This is a genomic window from Agitococcus lubricus, assembly GCF_003051055.1.
In the GTDB taxonomy this organism is placed as follows: Bacteria; Pseudomonadota; Gammaproteobacteria; order Pseudomonadales; family Moraxellaceae; genus Agitococcus; species Agitococcus lubricus.
This window is the reverse complement of the sequence record NZ_QAON01000002.1, coordinates 154,045-173,250: the sequence shown is the minus strand read 5'-3', so window position 1 is coordinate 173,250 and position 19,206 is coordinate 154,045. Positions and strand designations below refer to the sequence as shown.

General features: G+C 43.9%; 20 protein-coding genes and 1 riboswitch. Of the genes, 6 read left to right on the top strand and 14 right to left on the bottom strand.

Annotation, left to right across the window (positions count from 1 at the left end):
- A complete protein-coding gene (locus C8N29_RS03210) occupies positions 1 to 1,065 on the top strand; it encodes a cysteine protease StiP domain-containing protein (RefSeq protein WP_170106870.1) in 1,065 nt (354 codons plus the stop codon).
- Positions 1,066 to 1,980, top strand: a complete 915-nt coding sequence (locus C8N29_RS03205) for an HpcH/HpaI aldolase/citrate lyase family protein (RefSeq protein WP_107864591.1) — start codon at positions 1,066 to 1,068, stop codon at positions 1,978 to 1,980.
- Positions 1,981 to 2,027: 47 nt separating this feature from the next.
- Here the strand turns inward: C8N29_RS03205 and C8N29_RS03200 are convergent, their stop codons facing one another.
- The 3 genes from C8N29_RS03200 to C8N29_RS03190 are packed head-to-tail and all read right to left on the bottom strand — an operon-like array spanning position 2,028 to position 3,535.
- The gene (locus tag C8N29_RS03200) at positions 2,028 to 2,750 is read right to left on the bottom strand and encodes a 16S rRNA (uracil(1498)-N(3))-methyltransferase (protein ID WP_107864590.1); all 723 of its coding nucleotides are present in this window, start codon (positions 2,748 to 2,750) and stop codon (positions 2,028 to 2,030) included.
- Complete coding sequence (locus tag C8N29_RS03195; RefSeq protein ID WP_107864589.1) at positions 2,747 to 3,256, bottom strand: GNAT family N-acetyltransferase; 510 nt, start codon at positions 3,254 to 3,256, stop codon at positions 2,747 to 2,749. The genes C8N29_RS03200 and C8N29_RS03195 overlap by 4 nt, the downstream gene beginning before the upstream one ends.
- Positions 3,257 to 3,535, bottom strand: a complete 279-nt coding sequence (locus C8N29_RS03190; RefSeq protein WP_107864588.1) for a type II toxin-antitoxin system TacA family antitoxin — start codon at positions 3,533 to 3,535, stop codon at positions 3,257 to 3,259. It lies immediately after the preceding gene.
- A gap of 18 nt (positions 3,536 to 3,553) precedes the next feature.
- On the opposite strand from C8N29_RS03190, the gene C8N29_RS03185 reads away from it, so the two are divergent.
- Positions 3,554 to 3,829, top strand: a complete 276-nt coding sequence (locus C8N29_RS03185; protein ID WP_107864587.1) for an IS1 family transposase — start codon at positions 3,554 to 3,556, stop codon at positions 3,827 to 3,829.
- A gap of 105 nt (positions 3,830 to 3,934) precedes the next feature.
- Here the strand turns inward: C8N29_RS03185 and C8N29_RS03180 are convergent, their stop codons facing one another.
- The 4 genes from C8N29_RS03180 to C8N29_RS03165 all read right to left on the bottom strand — a co-directional run bounded on the left by C8N29_RS03180 (position 3,935) and on the right by C8N29_RS03165 (position 7,461).
- Positions 3,935 to 4,156, bottom strand: a complete 222-nt coding sequence (locus C8N29_RS03180) for an RNA methyltransferase PUA domain-containing protein (RefSeq protein WP_107864586.1) — start codon at positions 4,154 to 4,156, stop codon at positions 3,935 to 3,937.
- A 7-nt stretch (positions 4,157 to 4,163) separates the two neighbouring features.
- Complete coding sequence (locus C8N29_RS03175; protein WP_170106869.1) at positions 4,164 to 5,045, bottom strand: SGNH/GDSL hydrolase family protein; 882 nt, start codon at positions 5,043 to 5,045, stop codon at positions 4,164 to 4,166.
- Between the two features lie 13 nt (positions 5,046 to 5,058).
- On the bottom strand, positions 5,059 to 6,444 hold the full coding sequence (locus tag C8N29_RS03170; RefSeq protein WP_107864584.1) for an adenosylmethionine--8-amino-7-oxononanoate transaminase: 1,386 nt from the start codon (positions 6,442 to 6,444) through the stop codon (positions 5,059 to 5,061).
- Positions 6,445 to 6,609: 165 nt separating this feature from the next.
- Entirely contained in the window at positions 6,610 to 7,461 is an 852-nt protein-coding gene (locus C8N29_RS03165) for a metal-dependent hydrolase (protein ID WP_170106868.1), read from the bottom strand.
- Positions 7,462 to 7,659: 198 nt separating this feature from the next.
- On the opposite strand from C8N29_RS03165, the gene C8N29_RS03160 reads away from it, so the two are divergent.
- A complete protein-coding gene (locus C8N29_RS03160; protein WP_107864582.1) occupies positions 7,660 to 8,718 on the top strand; it encodes a helix-turn-helix transcriptional regulator in 1,059 nt (352 codons plus the stop codon).
- On the opposite strand, the gene C8N29_RS03155 is transcribed toward C8N29_RS03160, so the two are convergent.
- Together C8N29_RS03155 and C8N29_RS03150 are read right to left on the bottom strand one after the other, a co-directional pair.
- Positions 8,692 to 9,879 carry a multidrug effflux MFS transporter gene (locus C8N29_RS03155; RefSeq protein WP_107864581.1) on the bottom strand — a complete coding sequence of 396 codons (1,188 nt, stop codon included), beginning with the start codon at positions 9,877 to 9,879 and terminating at the stop codon, positions 8,692 to 8,694. The genes C8N29_RS03160 and C8N29_RS03155 overlap by 27 nt on opposite strands.
- A 13-nt stretch (positions 9,880 to 9,892) precedes the next feature.
- On the bottom strand, positions 9,893 to 10,600 hold the full coding sequence (locus C8N29_RS03150; RefSeq protein WP_204509262.1) for a TetR/AcrR family transcriptional regulator: 708 nt from the start codon (positions 10,598 to 10,600) through the stop codon (positions 9,893 to 9,895).
- A gap of 343 nt (positions 10,601 to 10,943) precedes the next feature.
- Between C8N29_RS03150 and C8N29_RS03145 the strand changes: the two genes are divergently transcribed.
- Positions 10,944 to 12,119: an acyl-CoA dehydrogenase family protein gene (locus C8N29_RS03145; protein ID WP_107864580.1), complete on the top strand. Its 1,176-nt coding sequence runs from the start codon at positions 10,944 to 10,946 to the stop codon at positions 12,117 to 12,119.
- Positions 12,120 to 12,343: 224 nt separating this feature from the next.
- On the opposite strand, the gene C8N29_RS03140 is transcribed toward C8N29_RS03145, so the two are convergent.
- The 4 genes from C8N29_RS03140 to C8N29_RS03125 form a co-directional block, all read right to left on the bottom strand.
- Positions 12,344 to 12,685 (bottom strand): zinc ribbon domain-containing protein YjdM, encoded by a 342-nt coding sequence (locus C8N29_RS03140; protein ID WP_107864579.1) that lies wholly within the window; start codon positions 12,683 to 12,685, stop codon positions 12,344 to 12,346.
- A gap of 157 nt (positions 12,686 to 12,842) precedes the next feature.
- Complete coding sequence (metF, locus tag C8N29_RS03135) at positions 12,843 to 13,682, bottom strand: methylenetetrahydrofolate reductase [NAD(P)H] (RefSeq protein ID WP_107864578.1); 840 nt, start codon at positions 13,680 to 13,682, stop codon at positions 12,843 to 12,845.
- 132 nt (positions 13,683 to 13,814) lie between these two features.
- Positions 13,815 to 15,218, bottom strand: a complete 1,404-nt coding sequence (gene ahcY, locus C8N29_RS03130) for an adenosylhomocysteinase (RefSeq protein WP_239986947.1) — start codon at positions 15,216 to 15,218, stop codon at positions 13,815 to 13,817.
- 17 nt (positions 15,219 to 15,235) lie between these two features.
- A riboswitch (S-adenosyl-L-homocysteine riboswitch) is annotated at positions 15,236 to 15,315 on the bottom strand.
- Between the two features lie 173 nt (positions 15,316 to 15,488).
- Complete coding sequence (locus tag C8N29_RS03125) at positions 15,489 to 16,487, bottom strand: hypothetical protein (protein WP_107864577.1); 999 nt, start codon at positions 16,485 to 16,487, stop codon at positions 15,489 to 15,491.
- A gap of 163 nt (positions 16,488 to 16,650) precedes the next feature.
- On the opposite strand from C8N29_RS03125, the gene C8N29_RS03120 reads away from it, so the two are divergent.
- Entirely contained in the window at positions 16,651 to 17,859 is a 1,209-nt protein-coding gene (locus C8N29_RS03120) for a BaiN/RdsA family NAD(P)/FAD-dependent oxidoreductase (RefSeq protein WP_107864576.1), read from the top strand.
- Positions 17,860 to 17,998: 139 nt separating this feature from the next.
- Here the strand turns inward: C8N29_RS03120 and C8N29_RS03115 are convergent, their stop codons facing one another.
- Entirely contained in the window at positions 17,999 to 19,201 is a 1,203-nt protein-coding gene (locus C8N29_RS03115) for an acyl-CoA dehydrogenase family protein (protein ID WP_107864575.1), read from the bottom strand.
- Positions 19,202 to 19,206: the final 5 nt, after the last annotated feature.

Sequence of the window (19,206 nt, the reverse complement as noted above, 5' to 3'; positions counted from 1 at the left end):
ATGACGGGTTTTGCAGGCACTTATTTGGCCTCAGATGTTGAGTTTTTACTGCAACAACTGACGCTACCTACCGTAGATATTCTAGAAAAAGAGCGTTTAATTCAGTCGGGACAAAAGCACTACTCGCAAATGCTCAGCGAAGAGCCTAAACCCACGGCTTTACATCAACAGTTTTATCAACAAGCCTTACAGCAAGGTGGCGTGAGGTTTGCACAAGATATTGAGTTATTGGCGAGTGCGCTAGCCCCATATGCCCATCAACAAGAAATTACGCTGGTATCTTTTGTTAGAGCAGGTTTACCCATTGCCATCTTGTTAAAACGCGCATTAATACGTCGGGGTTGTCGCGTAACACATTATGGTGTCAGTATTATTCGTGATAAAGGCATTGACCATGTAGCGATGGCGCATATTTTGGCTCATCATCATCCTGACAGCATTTTTTTTGTCGATGGTTGGACGGGTAAAGGGGCTATTGCACAAGAGTTAGCACAGAGTTTAAGTCACTATCCTGAGCTAAAGCATCGTTTGATTACCTTAGCCGACCCCTGTGGCAAAGCATGGTTAGCGGCTTCTGCCGAAGATTGGTTAATTCCATCGGGCGTATTAGGCGCAAGTATTTCGGGTTTAGTCTCGCGTTCGGTACTGACAGAACAAGGTTTTCATGGGTGCATGTTGTGTCCGCATTTGGCCGATGTCGATGTCAGTCAATCGTTTATTGAACACATAGACCATCTGGCACAACAAACCATACTCGGCGAAAAGACAATAGCCCCGTGGACACACCAACAAGCGCAGCATTTACAACAAGCCAGTCAAACCGTCATTCATCAATTTGCCCAACGTCATCAGGTACACAATATCAATCGGATTAAGGTAGGTATTGCCGAAGCCACGCGGGCAGTGATGCGTCGTGTTCCCGAAAAAGTGTTAGTCCGTAGTGACAAAGACCCTGACATTGCCTTATTGCTGTATTTGGCCAAGCAAACAGGCGTGAGGATTGAAGAAGCAGGTGAAGCGTTGGGACAATATCGAGCCTTAACCTTGATTAGGAGTATGCGTTAAATGGAAAAACTATCCCCTTATGCCTTGGGTGCAACCTTATACATGCCTGCAACGCGTAATGATTTATTGGCAGTGGTGTGTGGTGAAAAAATTCCGCAATTACGCTCTTTGGTCATTTGTTTGGAAGATGCGGTTGCCGAACAGGATGTCGACTTTGCGCTCAATAATTTACAGCGTTTATTACTCGATTTGTCACGTCGTGAGCGTTACAAAGATGCGCCCCTAGTCTTTGTGCGGCCTCGCCATTTGAATATGGCTAAACAGTTAGTTGATTGGCCATTAATGTCTTTAATTGATGGCTTGGTATTACCCAAATTTACCCTGCATGATGTAGCGATTTGGCAACACCTTTTACAAGGTACCAGTTTACGAGTGATGCCCACCTTAGAAAGTAAAGAAGTATTTGATGCCACCGCGATGACCGAACTAGCACAGGCATTACAGCAAGAGTTAAATGATAGAGTGTTAGTCTTGAGGATTGGTGGTAATGATTTACTCAGTTGTTTAGGCTTAAGACGCAGCAAAAACCATACACTCTATCAAAGTCCTGTAGGTTATGTGATAGGAATGTTGTCGGGCGTGATGGGGGCGGCTGGTTTTAGTTTAACCGCTCCTGTGTGTGAGCTACTCCAGCAACCCGAATTATTGCGCCAAGAATTAATCTTAGATATAGAACATGGTTTAGTCGGAAAAACCGCCATTCATCCCACCCAAATAGCGATTATTCATCAGGCATTACAAGTGAGTCTTGAAGATTATCAAGCCGCCAGTTTGATTCTCAATCACAGTGCGCCTGCCGTATTTCAGCATAATGGCGCTATGTGTGAGCCTGCTACGCATGAGCGTTGGGCGAGACGTATTTTAGAGCGTGCTTATTGGTATGGGATGAGTGATGTCGCGGTGATTACCGTTTAAGCCTTCAAAGTCTCCCCCTGAAAAGAGGGAGATTTAGGGGGTATAGACTAATGAAAATCCCCCCATAACCAATTTAACACGCTTAATACGGCAACGGGGGCGGTTTCGGTACGTAATACCCGTTGTCCTAAGCACCACGGCGCAAATCCGTGTTCGATACTTTGACTAATTTCGCGCTCAGAGAGTCCGCCTTCTGCACCAATTAATACCGCAATCGTTTGTGGTTTTTGGCTAGGGTTGGGTAAGCCTGTCACGCTCGGTGCTAAGACAAAACGTAAATCAGCTTGAGTGTTTGCCGTCCATGTTTCTAAAACTTGAGGTGGATTAATTTTAGGGACAATATTTAAGCCTGATTGTTCGCAAGCACTAATGGCTACGCCTTGCCAATGTGCCATTTTTTTATCTAAGCGTTCATTACCTAAACGCACTTCGCAACGCTCACTGATGAGTGGGGTAATTTCGCTAACGCCTAATTCGGTGGCTTTTTGAATGGCATAATCAAATCTATCGCCTTTAGATAATACTTGCCCTAAATGAACTTTTAGCGGAGAGCTTTTGTTATTTTCAATAAAGGTTTCTAGGGTGACATAAGCATGGCGTTTGTCAGCACGGCTTAATTGGCCATGATATTCACCCCCTTCACCATTAAATAAACACACTGCATCGCCCACGCGCGCGCGTAAGACTTTAATAAAATGATGAGCAGCTTCTTCAGGCAGTTCAATTTCGGTGTTGAGCGATAAGGGAGTAGGGGTGTAAAGACGGGTCATGGTGTTGCTAAACCTAATGAAAAAGCAATATCTTGAATGGAACGAAATAAAGTTAATGGATTGTCAATTGATGGAATAAATCCTTGTTTTTGCCAAAACTCTGCTGCTTGCGTGTTGATTGCATGGACAATCACCGCTCGGCCACCAATTAAGTGCGCGCCTTGTACACAGCGTTCTAACGCATGGCGTAACAAACCTAAACCAATTCCTTGCCCCATAAAAAGTTTATCGGTGGCTAATTGTCCTAATAATAAACAAGGAATGGGGTTGGGCGGTTGGCCTGTTCTGATGTTTCTAGGTAACTGTTTAGCAATCACCGCAGTTGGAGCAATACTATAATAACCTACTACTTGATAGTTTTGATGCACCACCATCACCACACTAAAGCCACGTTGTTGATTGCTTAATGCACGCTGTTTGATCCAAATGTTTAAAGCTTCTGTGCCACAATCAAAATCGTTAATTAAATGTTGTGTATTTAGTTTTTCGGGGGCAGAAATAGCCATTTATGGCTTATCCCACGGGGCTTTATGTTGGCGTAAAGCAGCAATGGCAGGGGAAATTTGAGGTTCTGCATCAATAGATGCTTGAAAAGCAGCAAAACCCTCGTGACTCATCACCACTAAAGATTGTTCTAAAATGGTTTGAGTTGCGGCTTGTATGGCGGCATTACGCATAAATTGGGTGCGAGAACAGCCTTGTATGTTTGCGGCGCGGTCAATAAGTGATAAATCAACATCAGGCAAACGGAGAGATAAGGGATGTTCGGTACGAGCTTGTTGCATGGTAAAAACTCCTAATTTATAGAGTGTAGTGCTTTTTACAATACGTGGCAAATTGTTATTGATTACTGGTCAAGTTATGCGGAGGTATTTGATCCTGACACGCATCAATCTGTCGGTAAGCATGCAGGAACCAATCATGTGGAGCGATTTAATGCCACTGCACGTCATCGACTGGGTCGGTTAACTCGTCAGACGTTGAGCTTTTCAAAAAACAAGGAAAACCATGAGGCCGTCTTACATGCCTTTATATTGCAGTACAATCAGGAAATGATGCAAAAATATCAAACACGTTAAGTTTTGACACTACCAAAAATTATTAGATAGATGGTCTGTACAGACATCCCATAACTCAAAATGATCACCTTCTGATAGCACTTGGCCTAAATAGACGTTGAGTGGTTAGCTTTTGTTATTTTCAATAAACGTTTCTAGGGTGACATAAGCATGACGTTTATCAGTACGACTTAATTGACCATGATATTCACCGCCGTCACCATTAAATAAACACACTGCATCGCCCACGCGCGCGCGTAAGACTTTAATAAAGTGATGAGCAGCATCTTCAGGCAGTTCAATTTCGGTATTGAGCGATAAGGGAATAGGGGGGTAAAGACGGGTCATATTAAACCTAGTGCTGAATGAGTTTTAGAGCAGTCAGTTTATTATATATGGCTTGGGCAACAATTTGATTACCTTGTGCATTAAGATGAAGACCGTCCTTACGTAATGATTGTGGGACTATATCTTGTTGATAGTTGTTTATGTCAACGGCATCATCTTGCCGATAGCTATCAACTAATACTTGTCGAATATCTAGTACTTGTTGCCCATATGTTGCTATGAGTCTGCGATTAAGTTCTAAAATTTTTGTATGAATACCTGTATTAACACCTTCTCCTTGACCGTTTAAGACAGTCAGTATCAAATAGGAGGATTGATGATGTTTGAATTGATTAACTATCAATTCAATATCACTAAGCACACGTTCTGTCTGAGCGGCATTGTTTCGTCCCACCCAAATAATCCCAATACTGTTTGTCGTATCTATCAATGGGGTTCGTAACTGAAGGTTTTGGGTATTGACTGATTCTGTTAAGGTTAAAAAATAGGTTTTTTCAACTAACTGAATTTCACACTGTATATGGGTTAGGGTTTGACACGTAATTTGTTTGGCGCCTTGAGAAGTAATAGGGGGAGGGAAAATACGACTGAGTTCATTACGTCCTTCAATAAAAAAACCTGCTTTAGCAGATACGTCTATCGCTCGTAATCCTAAACGAGCACTGATATGGTCAGAGCGTTGACCCCCGACACCATAATTAAGCACTGTTAGTTTAGTTAACTCTGCCAGTGGCTCACGATAGTTATTATTTTTACCGCCATTCGTCAGTGAGTCTCCAATTGCAAGGATGCTTAGTTGCGGTGAGTTGAGTCTTGTATCGGCGATATTAGGATGAGATGTTGAACAAGCCTGCAACAGCCATATCAGAGACAACCATAAAACACGCATATTCATTTCCTCTTTAAGGCAAACTTACGCCTACATCACTTCCTTTTGCAGGTGCTTGGGTCGCTATATCCACTGCATTACCTGCCACTTTAAGCACATAACGCAATTCATCATCGGTCATTACATACGGCGGCATCACATACACGGTATTACCAATAGGGCGTAATAACACGCCTTGTTCTAATGCAGCTTGAAATACCTGCAAACCACGACGCTCACGCCAATCAAACGGTGTTTTGCTTGCTTTGTCTTGCACCAAATCAAACGCGCAAATCGTGCCTGTTTGCCGAATATTGACAATATGAGCATGATTTTTTAACGGCTCTAAGGCTTTTTGGCAAACGTGATGAATTTGCTGCTGGCGTTGTAATTGTGGGTCAAGGGCAAATAGTTCTAAAGAAGCTAAAGCGGCTCTTGCCGCTAAAGGATTGCCTGTAAAACTATGCGAATGTAAAAAACCTTTGAGCGTAGAGTAAGGATGGTAAAAGCCTTGATAAATAGCTTCAGTGGTTAACACCACCGACATGGGTAAATAACCTGCGGTTAAGGCTTTGGATAAACACAAAAAATCAGGGCGAATATTGGCGTGCTCACACGCAAAAAAACGACCTGTACGGGCAAAACCAACGGCAATTTCATCAGCAATTAAATGAACGCCATAGTTGTCACAAGCGGCGCGTAATAACTGTAAATAGACAGGATGATACATTTTCATGCCTGCCGCACCTTGAATTAACGGCTCAACAATCACCGCACAAATTTCGCTGTGTTTTTCAATTAGCAGTTGTTCAAGCACGTTAAATTGTTGTCGGGCAAGGGCTTCGGCTGTCATGCCCTCTGGCGCTTGTGTCCAATCTGGCGATGGCACACGGTAATGTTGGGTGAGTAGTGGGGCGTAGGTTTCGGAAAACAGAGGAATATCAGTCACGGCTAATGCGCCAAGCGTTTCACCATGATAGCTACCTTGCAAGGACACAAAACGTGTTTTTTGTTTTTCACCTTGATTATGCCAATAGTGCATACTCATTTTTAAGGCAACTTCAACAGCCGCCGAGCCATTATCAGCAAAAAAACAACGGCTTAAACCTTGTGGTGCAAGGGCAACGAGTTTTTCGGCTAATTCAATGATAGGTTCATGGCTAAAACCTGCCAAAATCACATGCTCAAGTGTATCTAATTGCTGTTTGATGGCTTGATTGATATGAGGATGCGCGTGTCCCCAAATATTGACCCACCACGAGCTAATCGCATCAATATAACGTTTACCCTCAAAATCTTCTAACCAAATACCTTGCGCTTTGGCAATTGGGACTAAAGGAATGTGTTCGTGGTCGTGCATTTGGGTACAAGGGTGCCACAAGACCGCTAAATCACGTTGCATTAGTTGTTGGTTAGTCATTGTTTTTGCCTCGTAAAATCAACGAGGCATTATAGACAGGTTTTGTAAAGGTAGCGGAAATTTGTTTGGTTTCGACTTCGCTCAATCACCATGGCTTTGCTCCCTGAGCGTAGTCGAAGGGCAACCATTTTAGATTTGGTATCCTGAGCGAAGTCGAAAGCTAAGCTAAGCCTTATCCCCCAAATATTTAGCTTTAAGTTTATCTACCATAGATTGGCTATTGTGTTGCCAAGGATGAAAGTCTTTGCGGTAGTACTTAAAATAACTGGGAATCATTTTTCTAAAAATACCTTTTGTTCCCCAATAATAATTAATGCCTTTTGCCCACATTTTAACGTCACCTTGACGCCCCGATTCTCGCATCAAGGTGATAAAGTCATAAGTCGAAAAGCCTAAAAACATCACGGTACAAATCGCCATTTGTGATAAGCGAATCCACTCATTATTGACAGTGGCTTTATAGACATCAAAAGCCACTGCTTTGTGTTCGGTTTCTTCAATGGCATGCCACGCCCATAACGGCGCTAAACGGGCGTCCATTTTGTCTAACTCATTGCTGTTAAATAAGTATTCTTCGGCCATTAATGCGGTAAAGTGCTCAACAGCGGCCGTATGAGCCAATTGACGGGCAGGGCTTAAATAGGTTTTATACCATTTCATCGCAAAGGCAACATTACGGTCAATACGGTCAATTGAATAGCCATGTTTAATCATTAAGTCATTTAATACTTCGTGTTCTTTGGAGTGATGGGCTTCTTGGCCAATAAAGGCGCGAACGGCTTGGCGTAATTCGGGGTCTTTAATTTGGTCTTGAAAATGACGGATGGAATGAATAAAAAAGTGTTCACCTGCGGGAAATCCACCGGATAATGCGGATAGTAGTAAGGTTTTGAAAGGGTCGTTATCATACCAAAATTCGGGAATATCGTTGAGGGCAAAATCCATTTGACGCACTTTTAAATCGTGATGATGACCAGCATGGGTTTGGGTCAATGCGGGGTTAATTGCAGCAGTCATGGCACACCTCTTAGTTAAAATCAGCATACTGAGCAAAGTTGAAGTGTGGTTACTGAGCGGAGTCGAAGTAGGCTTCGACTTCGTGCAGCCGCCGTTATCACATTTGCTCATGGAGCATATTATGGCTTAAGCATAATTGCCTTTCTGGTGAAATCGTGAGACGCTACGCGGACAAGTCACTTATCATTGGTGGCCAGCATGAGCCAAATTACCTATCCAAAAGAACAAACACTATATGCGCATTTGCCAGTCACTTATCCTGCGATTTATTTACAAATTGCGGAAGAGCGCGGGGTGAGCCAAGCGCAAGTATTAGCGCATGCACAGCTTAATCCACAACTCTTTGCTCAAACAACGGGGCGTGTTTCCAGCCAAGACTATGAAAAATTAGTGACGGCGGTCATCGCCTTAGTGGGTAATAATGGCTTAGGTTTAGAGGTTGGTGCGCGCCAACCCCTGACCGCACACGGGAGTTTAGGCTATGCCTTAATGTCGGCGGCAACAATTGCTGATGCGATGTATATTTTACAGCGTTTTTGGCATGTGCGTGGTCGTGGGGTGAATTTACGTTATATTGACGACCCACATTGTGTGGTATTTTCAATTTACTGTCAGTACCCCATGCCTCCCGAGGTCGAAAAAGTGTTGTTGGAGGCTGTACTATCGGGCATTTATTATGGCCTAAAGTTTTTATTAGCGGGTGAAAACTTAGACGCAGAGCTGCATTTTGCCATGCCTGAGCCTGACTACTTAACACAAGTGTCACATTTGGCATTACCTACCTTATGTTATGAGCAAGCGGTGACCCAACTGAGAGTGCCTAAAGCGGTACTGCACTATCCTATTAAAACCGCTAATCCCGAAGCCTTGACCTTAGCGATTGCCCAATGTGAACGAGAATTAGCCCTGTTGCCAACGATGCAACAAGATATGGTGATGATAGTCAAAAACTTATTACAACATCACACGCAAGGGTATTTGACGCCCGAACAAATTGCCGAGCGTTTACATCTCTCAGAGCGGAGTTTACGCCGTCATTTACAACATCAAGGGACGAGCTATCAACAATTAGTAGAAGCTGCTCGTCAGCGCGATGCACAACAATTATTACGCCAAACACAGGCGGATATTCAACAGATTGCTCAACGCTTAGGTTATAACAACCCCGCTAATTTTACCCGTGCTTTTAAGCAGTGGACAGGACAAACACCCACAGAGTTTAGAGCGCGTTTACGTAGGATGTTGCACCACGACTAAACGGTGCCACACAAAAGCACCCACACCGCAGACCATCAGGATGCTGAGTAAAGGCAAGGCACTGTCGCTATGAAATAGGCCTAATAACACCCCGATGGTACTTGCAAGACCAAATTGTAAGACGCCCATTAATGCAGAAGCTGTGCCTGCTTGATGACCTTGATGTGCCATTGCGGCAGCCCCTGCATTAGGTGAAATAAAGCCTAAGCTGACGATATAACTAAAAAAGCCGAATAATAACAGCCATAAGCCATCAAAACCCATCAAAGCCGCTAAGCACAGTAGGGTACTGACTGTTGCAGGAATCCACAACGCCAAGTGTAAAATGCGTAGCATGTTATATTCTTGTCGTAATAACCACGCATTGAGTTGGCTCGCCGCGATAAAACCAAAGGCATTGGTGCCAAACATCAGGCTGTATTGTTGTGGTGATAATCCTTGTAATTCGATAAACACATGGGGTGAACCTGCAATATAAGCAAACATGCCAGAAAAGGCTAAACCACTGGATAGGGTGTAACCGATAAATGTTTTATCGCGTAGCAAATGCCAGTAGCTATTAAACACCTTACGTAGTGCCAGTGAGGCAAAAGGCCCTTTATGACTTTCAGGAATCAATATTAAAATGGCAGTCAAACATACTAAGGCAAACCCAGCTTTGAAATAAAAAATACTGTGCCAACCCCATGCCGTTAAAAAATAACTCCCTGCCATCGGGGCTAAAATGGGGGCTAAGCCCATCACCAATATCAGCATAGAAAAGGCTTGTGCCGCTTGGCTAGGCTGACAACGGTCACGAACAATCGCACGGGCAATCACCATCCCCGAGCAGCCACCAAAACCTTGTAAAAAGCGATAGATAATTAGCTCGTGCATATTGTGTGCTTGACTCGCCGCCAATGCCGAGACCATAAAAATACTCAGCCCGATGATTAAAGGGGCTTTACGGCCAAAGCGGTCACTGAGTGAACCATACAATACTTGACCAATGGCCATGCCAATAAAAAAGCTCGCTAAACTTAATTGCGCGCCTTGACCTAGTTCTTGCTCTAGCGTGGGAAAGCTGGGCAAATACATATCAATAGAGAGCGGGCCAATGGCGGTTAATGCGCCTAATAATATGAGCCAAGGCTCAAATTTTAGCCGTGTCTGACTAGACATAGGTATCTCAATATTAAGAATCTAAGCTATCAAGCGACATATCCCAAAATTCAGGACGTGGTGGGCGAGTTTCGACATTGCCTTTGGTTTTCAAATGACCTGCCATGACCTTACACCATACGCGCACATAATGCTCGATGACTTTTTCGTTAAATACCAAGTGTTTATCCATCGCCATGCCGCGCAATAACCATTGGGTCAAAATCATTAAATGACGCACATTGTCTTTATTGGATTTGGGTTCTAAATAATGTTCGGCTGCTGCGCCAACCGTACTAAATGCCGAAATCCACAATTTTTGTAGCATTGTTGCTAATTCTTGGTCACGACGGCTTGCCACAATCAACTCTAAAATCACGGTATTTTCCGATGCCCCAAATACTTGTTTCCAAGAGGTCATAATCAATTCGGTGAGTTTATCTTCAGATTCGCCAATGCCTGCCATTGCCACACCAAGCTGCACATAGAAACGACGCATTAAGTGTTCGGCAGCGGCAGCAATTAAGGCCGCTTTAGAAGGGAAGTGATGCACAGGAGCACCCCGAGATACCTGTGCGGCCTCGACAATTTTGGTGACAGTAGTGCCTGCATAACCGTCAACCTCTAAACATTTGAGTGTCGCTTCGATTAAACGAATACGCATAGCCTCGCTACGTTCAGCTTGTGTGCGGCGCGTTTTTTTATGAGAGTCTAAAGGACTCGATACGGTGTTTTCGGTCATAGCATCAATAAATCAAAAATAAAAAGGTTGCAGGGACTGCCAAGGTTAGTTGTGTTTTATTCTCACAAACAAGGTCTCAACAGCACCTAGAGTCACAATACAGTTTTAAGATGTGGTTATGGACTTCATGGATGACGGATATTGTAATCTTCTTCTACTATTTAAGCAGCTTGTGCTTGCTATTACAGTAGTCAGCTTTCGCATAAATAACAACTCTTGCCGTAATTTAGTGCGAGTTTATTAGCAAATCACAATTTTCCTGCGTTGACATCTTGACGAACCGCCATAGTTCTTGCTATTTATAAACATATTGTACGTCCGTATTGTAAATTGAGAGTGACACATGAGCAAGCTACATATTCCCGACCAAATCGCCCCCATGATTCCACGCACATTATTTAACAGTGACCACGAGGCATTTCGTAAAACTGCCCGTCGTTTCTTTGAAGAAGAAATTGCGCCCTATCATGAGAAGTGGGAAGAACAACAACATTTAGACCGTGATTTATGGAATAAAGCAGGGGCTTTAGGTTTGTTATGCCCAACCATGCCCGAAGAGTATGGTGGGTCTGGTGTTGACCGTTTATATAGCGTCATCATGATGGAAGAGCAAGCCCGTGTGGGTGACTCTGCCTCGGGGTTCTCTTTGCATTCTGATATCGTCGCTAACTACATCAATAACTTTGGTAACGAAGCACAAAAACAAGCATGGTTACCCAAAATGGCTTCTGGCGAAGTCGTGTCTGCGATTGCCATGACCGAACCTGGTACAGGCTCAGACTTACAAGCGGTACAAACGCGTGCCATTGATATGGGCGACCACTATGTCTTAAACGGCTCTAAAATCTTTATCACTAACGGTTATTTGTGTGATATGGCGGTCGTTGTTGCCAAAACAGGTACAAGCGAAAAAGGCGCACAAAATATCTCTCTATTGATTGTGGATGCCCATAGCGAAGGCTTTAGCAAAGGCAGACCCTTAAAGAAAGTCGGCATGAAAGGCCAAGATACCTGTGAGTTATTCTTTAATAACGTGAAAGTGCCTAAAGAAAACTTGTTGGGTATGGAAGGCATGGGCTTCATCATGTTAATGAAAGAGTTAGCATGGGAACGCATGATGATTGCCATTATGTGTGCCGCAGGGGCAGAGGGCGCATTAGCACAAACCGTCGACTATGTAAAAAACCGTAAAGTATTCGGTAAACCCGTTGCGGCTTACCAAAATACGCGCTTCAAGTTGGCTGAATTACGTTCTGAAGCACAAATTGCCCGTGTCTTTGTTGACCGTTGTATTGAGCAAGTACTTAAACATGAACTCAGTGTCGAAGCAGCCTGTGCCGCGAAATATTGGGTCTCTGACTTATTAAGCAAAGTCGTTGATGAGTGTGTGCAATTACATGGTGGTTATGGCTTTATGCTCGAATACCCCATTGCACGTGCCTACATTGATACCCGTGCCAACCGTATTTATGGTGGCACCAATGAAATTATGAAAGAGTTAATTTCGCGTAGTATTTAATAGCATCTGAGGACGTAGGCAGGCCAGCAAAATGAGTCTGCCAATCCTATGTAAAGATGCTATGTCCGTGTCGATATACAGTGATGGCAGTTATCAGTGTATGCAAGACCTGAGTACAGGGAACGGAAATAGCGGTATTTCAGTCTTGAATGGCGTTGTTTTGGTGGTTTAACAACGCTGTTCCCTTATTCTGTAGCACCATCGTGTGTTACAGAATAAGGCACTCAGCCTGACACTTTTTTGACAAACTCAGATTTGAGTTTCATTGCACCAATACCCTCAATTTTACAATCAATATCGTGGTCGCCATCGACTAAACGAATATTTTTGACTTTTGTCCCCACTTTAACAACTAACGAAGAGCCTTTAACTTTTAGGTCTTTAATCACAGTCACGGTATCTCCATCACTGAGAACATTGCCGTTTGCATCTTTAATGACACGATTATCTTCGCTTGGTGCCGTCGTTTTTGGCCATTCATGGCTGCATTCTGGGCAAAGATAACAATCGCCATCTTCATAGCTATAACTTGATTGGCATTTCGGACAGTTAGGTAAATCGCTCATAAATATCCTAGAAAATTGCCCTTCGACCCTTCGGCTGGTTCAGGTCGCATTTCAGCGTTGACTGAGCGGAGTCGAAGTCAGAAAAGTAGGGCGGGTTATTAAATCACTAAATTTGCTTATGGTTAGACTCCGCTCACCCTACGTAAACAATAAACGTTTAAGCTAAATCTAATAATTGGCACAAGCGAGTAGTTGGCTCGGCTTGATTCATGGTGTAAAAGTGTAAACTTGGTGCACCGCCTTGCAATAAGGTTTCACATAACTTGGCCACAACGTCTTCACCAAAGGCTTTGATGCTTGCGCTATCGTCGCCATACGCGGCTAATTGTTTACGAATCCAACGTGGAATATCAGCACCACAACCATCGGCAAAACGAATTAAATTGCTGGCGTTGGTGATAGGCATAATACCCGGTACGATGGGAATGGTAACGCCTGCTTTACGTACTTTTTCGACAAAGTAAAAATAGGCATCGGCATTAAAGAAAAATTGGGTAATCGCGCTATTTGCACCTGCATTGACTTTGGCAATAAAATTCTTAACATCACTGTCAAAATCATAAGATTGTGGGTGCATTTCGGGGTAGGCTGCGACTTCAATATGAAAGTGGTCGCCTGTTTCTTGACGCACAAACTCGACCAAATCACGCGCATAAGGCAGTTCACCTAAGCCCATTTGGCCTGAGGGCAAATCACCACGTAAGGCCACTAAATGTTTAATGCCTTGATTTTTATAACGATGTAACAGCTCAGCAATTTCGCTTTTGTTGTCACCAATGCACGACAAGTGTGGCGCAACGGGAATGGGGGCAGCTTGTTGAATATTGTCAACAATCGACAAGGTACGTTCACGCGTAGAGCCACCTGCACCATAAGTCACCGAAAAATAGGCAGGATTTAAGGTGGCTAAACGTTGATGAACGTGTAAGAGTTTTTGTGTGCCTTCTTCGGTTTTTGTTGGAAAAAACTCGAAGCTAATAGGAATTTGACGAGGCATGACAATCGGCCATCCTAAAATAAGTAGTCCGTATGCAATACGGGTTAGCGTGGTTATTTTCCCGTATTTCGCTAGGCTACATACAGGCTACTCACTCCCCCTTAAAAAGCAAGGAGGAGGAGCTAAGGCTATTTAGTACTTATAACTTTCTGGCTTATAAGGCCCATCCACAGAGACACCAATATATTCGGCTTGCGCGGGCGTTAATTTGGTTAACACGCCACCAAAACCTGCCACCATGGCTGCGGCGACTTCTTCGTCAAGTTTCTTTGGTAAAACTTCAACTTTGAGCATACGCTCTTGTGCAGCAGGTGAGTGGTCGGCAAACTTTTGTTCATACAAATACATTTGGCCTAACACTTGGTTAGCAAAAGAACCATCCATGATACGAGATGGGTGACCTGTGGCATTGCCTAAGTTCACTAAGCGACCTTCGGATAATAAAATGAGGTAGTTACTATCAGTGGCATCAACGGTGCTATTTTTAGCAGTACGATAGACTTTGTGTACTTGGGGTTTAACTTCTTCCCAGTGCCAGTTCGTACGCATGTAAGCCGTATCAATTTCGGTGTCAAAATGGCCAATATTACAGACTACTGCACCGTTTTTGAGGTTGCGTAACATCGCCGCATCACATACGTTGGTGTTACCCGTCGTAGTCACTAATAGGTCGGTTTCGCCTAATAAGGTTTTGTTAATGTCTGCATCTAAACCTGTGTTGTTGCCATCAATATAAGGCGAAACGACTTCATAACCATCCATACAGGCTTGCATGGCACAGATGGGGTCGATTTCGGTCACACGTACAATCATGCCTTCTTGACGTAAGGATTGAGCAGAGCCTTTACCCACATCACCGTAACCAATCACTAAAGCACGACGACCCGCCATGAGCATATCGGTACCGCGTTTAATGGCATCATTTAAGGAATGGCGACAGCCGTATTTGTTGTCGTTTTTAGCTTTAGTCACCGAGTCATTGACGTTAATCGCAGGCACTTTTAATGTGCCTTTTTTCCACATTTCAATTAAACGATGTACGCCTGTGGTGGTTTCTTCGGTAATACCATGAATGCTTTTTAACATGTCTGGATATTTTTGGTGCACGATATAGGTCACGTCACCGCCATCATCCAAAATCATGTTGGCATCCCAAGGCTTACCATCTTTGAGAATCGTTTGCTCGATACACCACCAAAACTCTTCTTCGGTTTCGCCTTTCCATGCAAAGACAGGAATGCCCACCGCAGCAATTGCTGCAGCCGCTTGGTCTTGTGTGGAGAAAATATTGCAAGATGACCAGCGAACTTCTGCCCCTAAATCAATTAAGGTTTCGATTAATACGGCAGTTTGAATAGTCATGTGGATACAGCCGATAATTTTTGCACCTGCTAACGGTTTGCTGGCAGCATACTTGCGGCGTAAACCCATTAAAGCAGGCATTTCGGCTTCGGCGAGAATGATTTCTTTACGACCCCAAGCGGCTAAAGAAATATCGGCAACTTTATAGTCGCCAACGGATGTCATTGCAGTCATGACAGACTCCTATGGTATAGAGGTGGGTGACGTTGGCAACTATATGTGTACTATTGAGCCTAGCAGTTTTTTAACTGGTGCAGCACCCCTCAATAGTGGCTGAGGATTCTAGCGATAATTATGAAACAACGCAATCAATCAAAAACGAAGGCTGTCCAACAAGCTATTATCCGTATGGGTGAGCATGCAGACGGGGGCTAAGCCCCCTATTGGGTATGAGTGACAGGCTGTCGTTATTATCTTAGCTACAGCTCTGTGACCCATGAGTTATTATTGTAAGGCAGGCAGTCGTTGTTGATAGCGTAGCGGTAAACGCTGCACCACAGCGGAACGTGTTTGATGCCAAAAAATAGAAAGTACCAACAAGAGACCACCAATACTGACGCTAGCAATCGCAAAACTCATATCCAGTCCGCCATACAGTTTTAGGATACGTGTCAGGGCATATAATACATATAACAAGGCAGATAGCATTAAAGCTCGACGGTCGACGGCCAAAGAAATTAAGCCTAACACGCCATACAACAATAAAACCAAACTGATTTCTAAGAGACCACTGTTTTTGTCAAAAATACCAATTAAGGTAAAAATAGGGTGTACAATCAAAGGTGCTGCGAGTAAATGCAGCCAAAATGCGACATCTGATTTACGAGTTTGGCGATAACGGTCTTGGCTATCCCACCACATGGCATAGATAAAGCTGCTTATCCCTCCTAAAAAAAAGAGGGGAATGAGGAACGGCTTTAGGCTGGGTTCTTCGGTCATAAAACTAATTATAGCAAGCAAGACAAAAGCAACGGCGGTCGCCACCGTAATGGGGACTTGGAAGCGTCGCCAGTGTAGATAACTGGCCAACAGGGTGACGACTGCCGCCAACAGTAATACGCTCGGATAAGGGATAACATAAGCGAGTAAGCTATTGCTTAGCCAAAAGACTCCGCCAATAAAACTGACCAATAAAACGATTGCAGGTAAGGCTAAGCGACGTTTACGGACAAAGGATTCGGCCAATAACCAAGAACTTATCAACATAAAACTGGCGCCCATTAAGGGGGTAATGAGATTACCCAACCAACTCATAGAGCCAACAAATAACATGGCGGCAATGGCAACAAAAATATCATTAAAGCCTGAAAGCAACCGAAAATGCTCTTCGTCATTTAGCTGACTTTGACGTTGTCGCGTGATAAATTGCCTAAACGCCTGTACAGATTCTGTGCTTAATACCTTTGCTGCGACAGCAGCGTCTAGGTCTTCATCGTTATACACAGTGGTAGCTCTCCTCTCTATGATGACGGCTATGCTAACGAAAGTTTGGGGCAGATGTTGTGTGTTTTTGATGAAGTTTTACCAAACGCAGCCTATCTAAATAAGGCTTGGGAGGCTGGCGTTTGTTTTGATAACATAGATGACTCTAAAAACACATTGAGAGATGTCTTTGAACTACGTGGACGTAATTATTATAGGTGGCGGTGCGTCGGGATTAATGTGTGCAGCCAGTGCCGCGCAGCGTGGCCGTCGCGTGTTGGTGTTAGATAGCAGTAATAAAGTCGGTAAAAAGATTTTAATGTCAGGCGGTGGCCGTTGTAATTTTACCAATTTATTTGTTGAAGCCAGTAACTACTTATCTGCCAATCCGCACTTTTGTATTTCTGCACTCAATCGTTACACTCAATGGGATTTTATTGCACTGGTTGAAAAACACCGTATTGCTTATCACGAGCGTAAACATGGCCAGTTATTTTGTAATGACTCGGCTAAAGATATTTTGAACATGTTGTTAGCCGAATGTGAACGTACTCAACACGTGACCATTCAAACCCATTGTCAAATTGAAAAAATTAGCCCAGTCAATGATGCTGAGCATCGTTTTCATCTAAATACCAGTAAAGGTCAATTTGCTTGTCAGTCGTTAGTGATTGCGACAGGTGGTTTGTCGATTCCCACGATGGGGGCGAGTGCTTTTGGTTATGAAATGGCTAAACAATTTGGTCATTCTGTATTACCAACCCGCGCAGGTTTAGTGCCATTTACCTTTACTGATAACATCAAAGCAGTGACAGAGCGTTTATCGGGCTTAGCCTTAGATGTGACCATGACCGCCAAAGACAACACCAGTTTTAACGAAAATTTGTTATTTACCCATCGGGGCTTAAGCGGGCCTGTTGCTTTGCAATTATCCAACTATTGGCAATTAGGTGAGGCGGTAGCAGTGAATTTATTGCCCCAATTAGAAATGAATAATTGGCTAAAAGAACAAAAACAGCAACATCCTAAATCCTTATTACGTACACAGTTAACCCCGCTATTAAGTAAAAATTTGGTACTGGAGTTACAAAACTTACATTGGCCAAGTTACGCCGAAACGCCATTGGCTGAAATACCTGATAATGTCTTGTTAACCGTAGCTGATGCCTTGCAAGCATGGCAGTTAAAGCCATCAGGCACAGAAGGGTATCGCACCGCAGAAGTGACTTTAGGTGGCGTGGATACACGCGAGTTATCGTCTAAAACGATGGAAAGTAAAAAGCAAAAAGGCTTGTATTTTATTGGCGAGGTCGTAGACGTGACTGGCTGGTTAGGGGGGTTTAACTTTCAGTGGGCATGGTCGTCGGGGGTAGCGGCAGGGGAGTTTGTGTGATATGGGGCGAGAAAATGACCTAGGCTGAGCATTTTGCTCAGAAAAGATTTTTTCGTTGGTTGCCCTTCGACTTCGCTCAGGGAACGGAGTCGAGGGGGTTGAGCGCTGGTAACTGAGCGCAGCCGAAGTGAATCGGAGCCTACTTCAATTCAGCCGAGCTTTTATTTAATACTCTACGCGCCACAATCAACAATTGAATTTGTTGTGTGCCTTCAAAAATGTCCAAAATTTTTGAATCACGTGACCATTTTTCTAACAGCTCATCTTCGCTATAACCTAATGCACCGCACAACTCGACACATTTTAAGGTTACTTCGTTAGCTACACGACCTGCTTTTGCTTTAGCAATAGACGCTTCTTTGGAGTTAGGGATTTTGTTATCCGCTAACCAAGCTGCTTTAAGCGTTAACAAACGAGCGGCTTCCCATTCGGCTTCTAAACGATTTAAGGTGGCTTCGGCAAACGAGGCTTGCATGGGTTGTGCGCTGTAGTTAACCGACAAACTGTCTTTTAATAATTCACGCGTGCGGTCTAAAGAGGCTTTTGCGACACCAATCGCCATCGCTGCTACTAAAGGACGTGTATTGTCAAAGGTTTGCATGACCCCCGCAAAACCTTTTTGTACATCGACTTCGGGTGTACCCAACAAATTAGCGGCAGGCACACGGCAGTTCGTAAAGGTGATTGCTGCGGTGTCGGAGGCTTTAATACCGAGCTTTTTCTCTAAACGGGTGACTTGCATACCTTCTGTGCCATGTTGCACAACAAAGGATTTAATGGCTGCACGACCTAAGTTTTTGTCTAAGGTTGCCCAAACCACCACGCTATCGGCACGCGCACCAGAAGTCACATAAATTTTTTCACCATTTAGCACATAATGGTCGCCATCTTTGGTGGCCGTAGTGCGAATGGCTGCCGAGTCAGAACCACAGTTGGGTTCAGTAATGGCCATCGCTGCCCACGTGCCTTTGAAGCGTTTGAGTTGTTCTTCATTGGCAACCGCAGCAATGGCGGCATTACCCAAACCTTGACGTGGCATGGCTAACAATAAACCCACATCGCCCCAGCACATTTCAATAATGCCTAAGGCCGCCGACATATTAGAGCCATTTTTAACGCCAGAACCACTGCTGCTAGTGCCAGAGCCTGTGCTACTTGCGCCTACTGCATCAGGTGAACCTTCGTTCATGCCATCTAATAAAGAAGCAAGCATATCCAATTCTTTAGGATACTCATGTTCGGCTTTATCGTATTTGCGCGAAATAGGACGTAATACATTAACCGCCACTTGATGCGCTTGTTCGACCAACATATTAAATTTTTTCGGATTTTCTAAATACATGATTT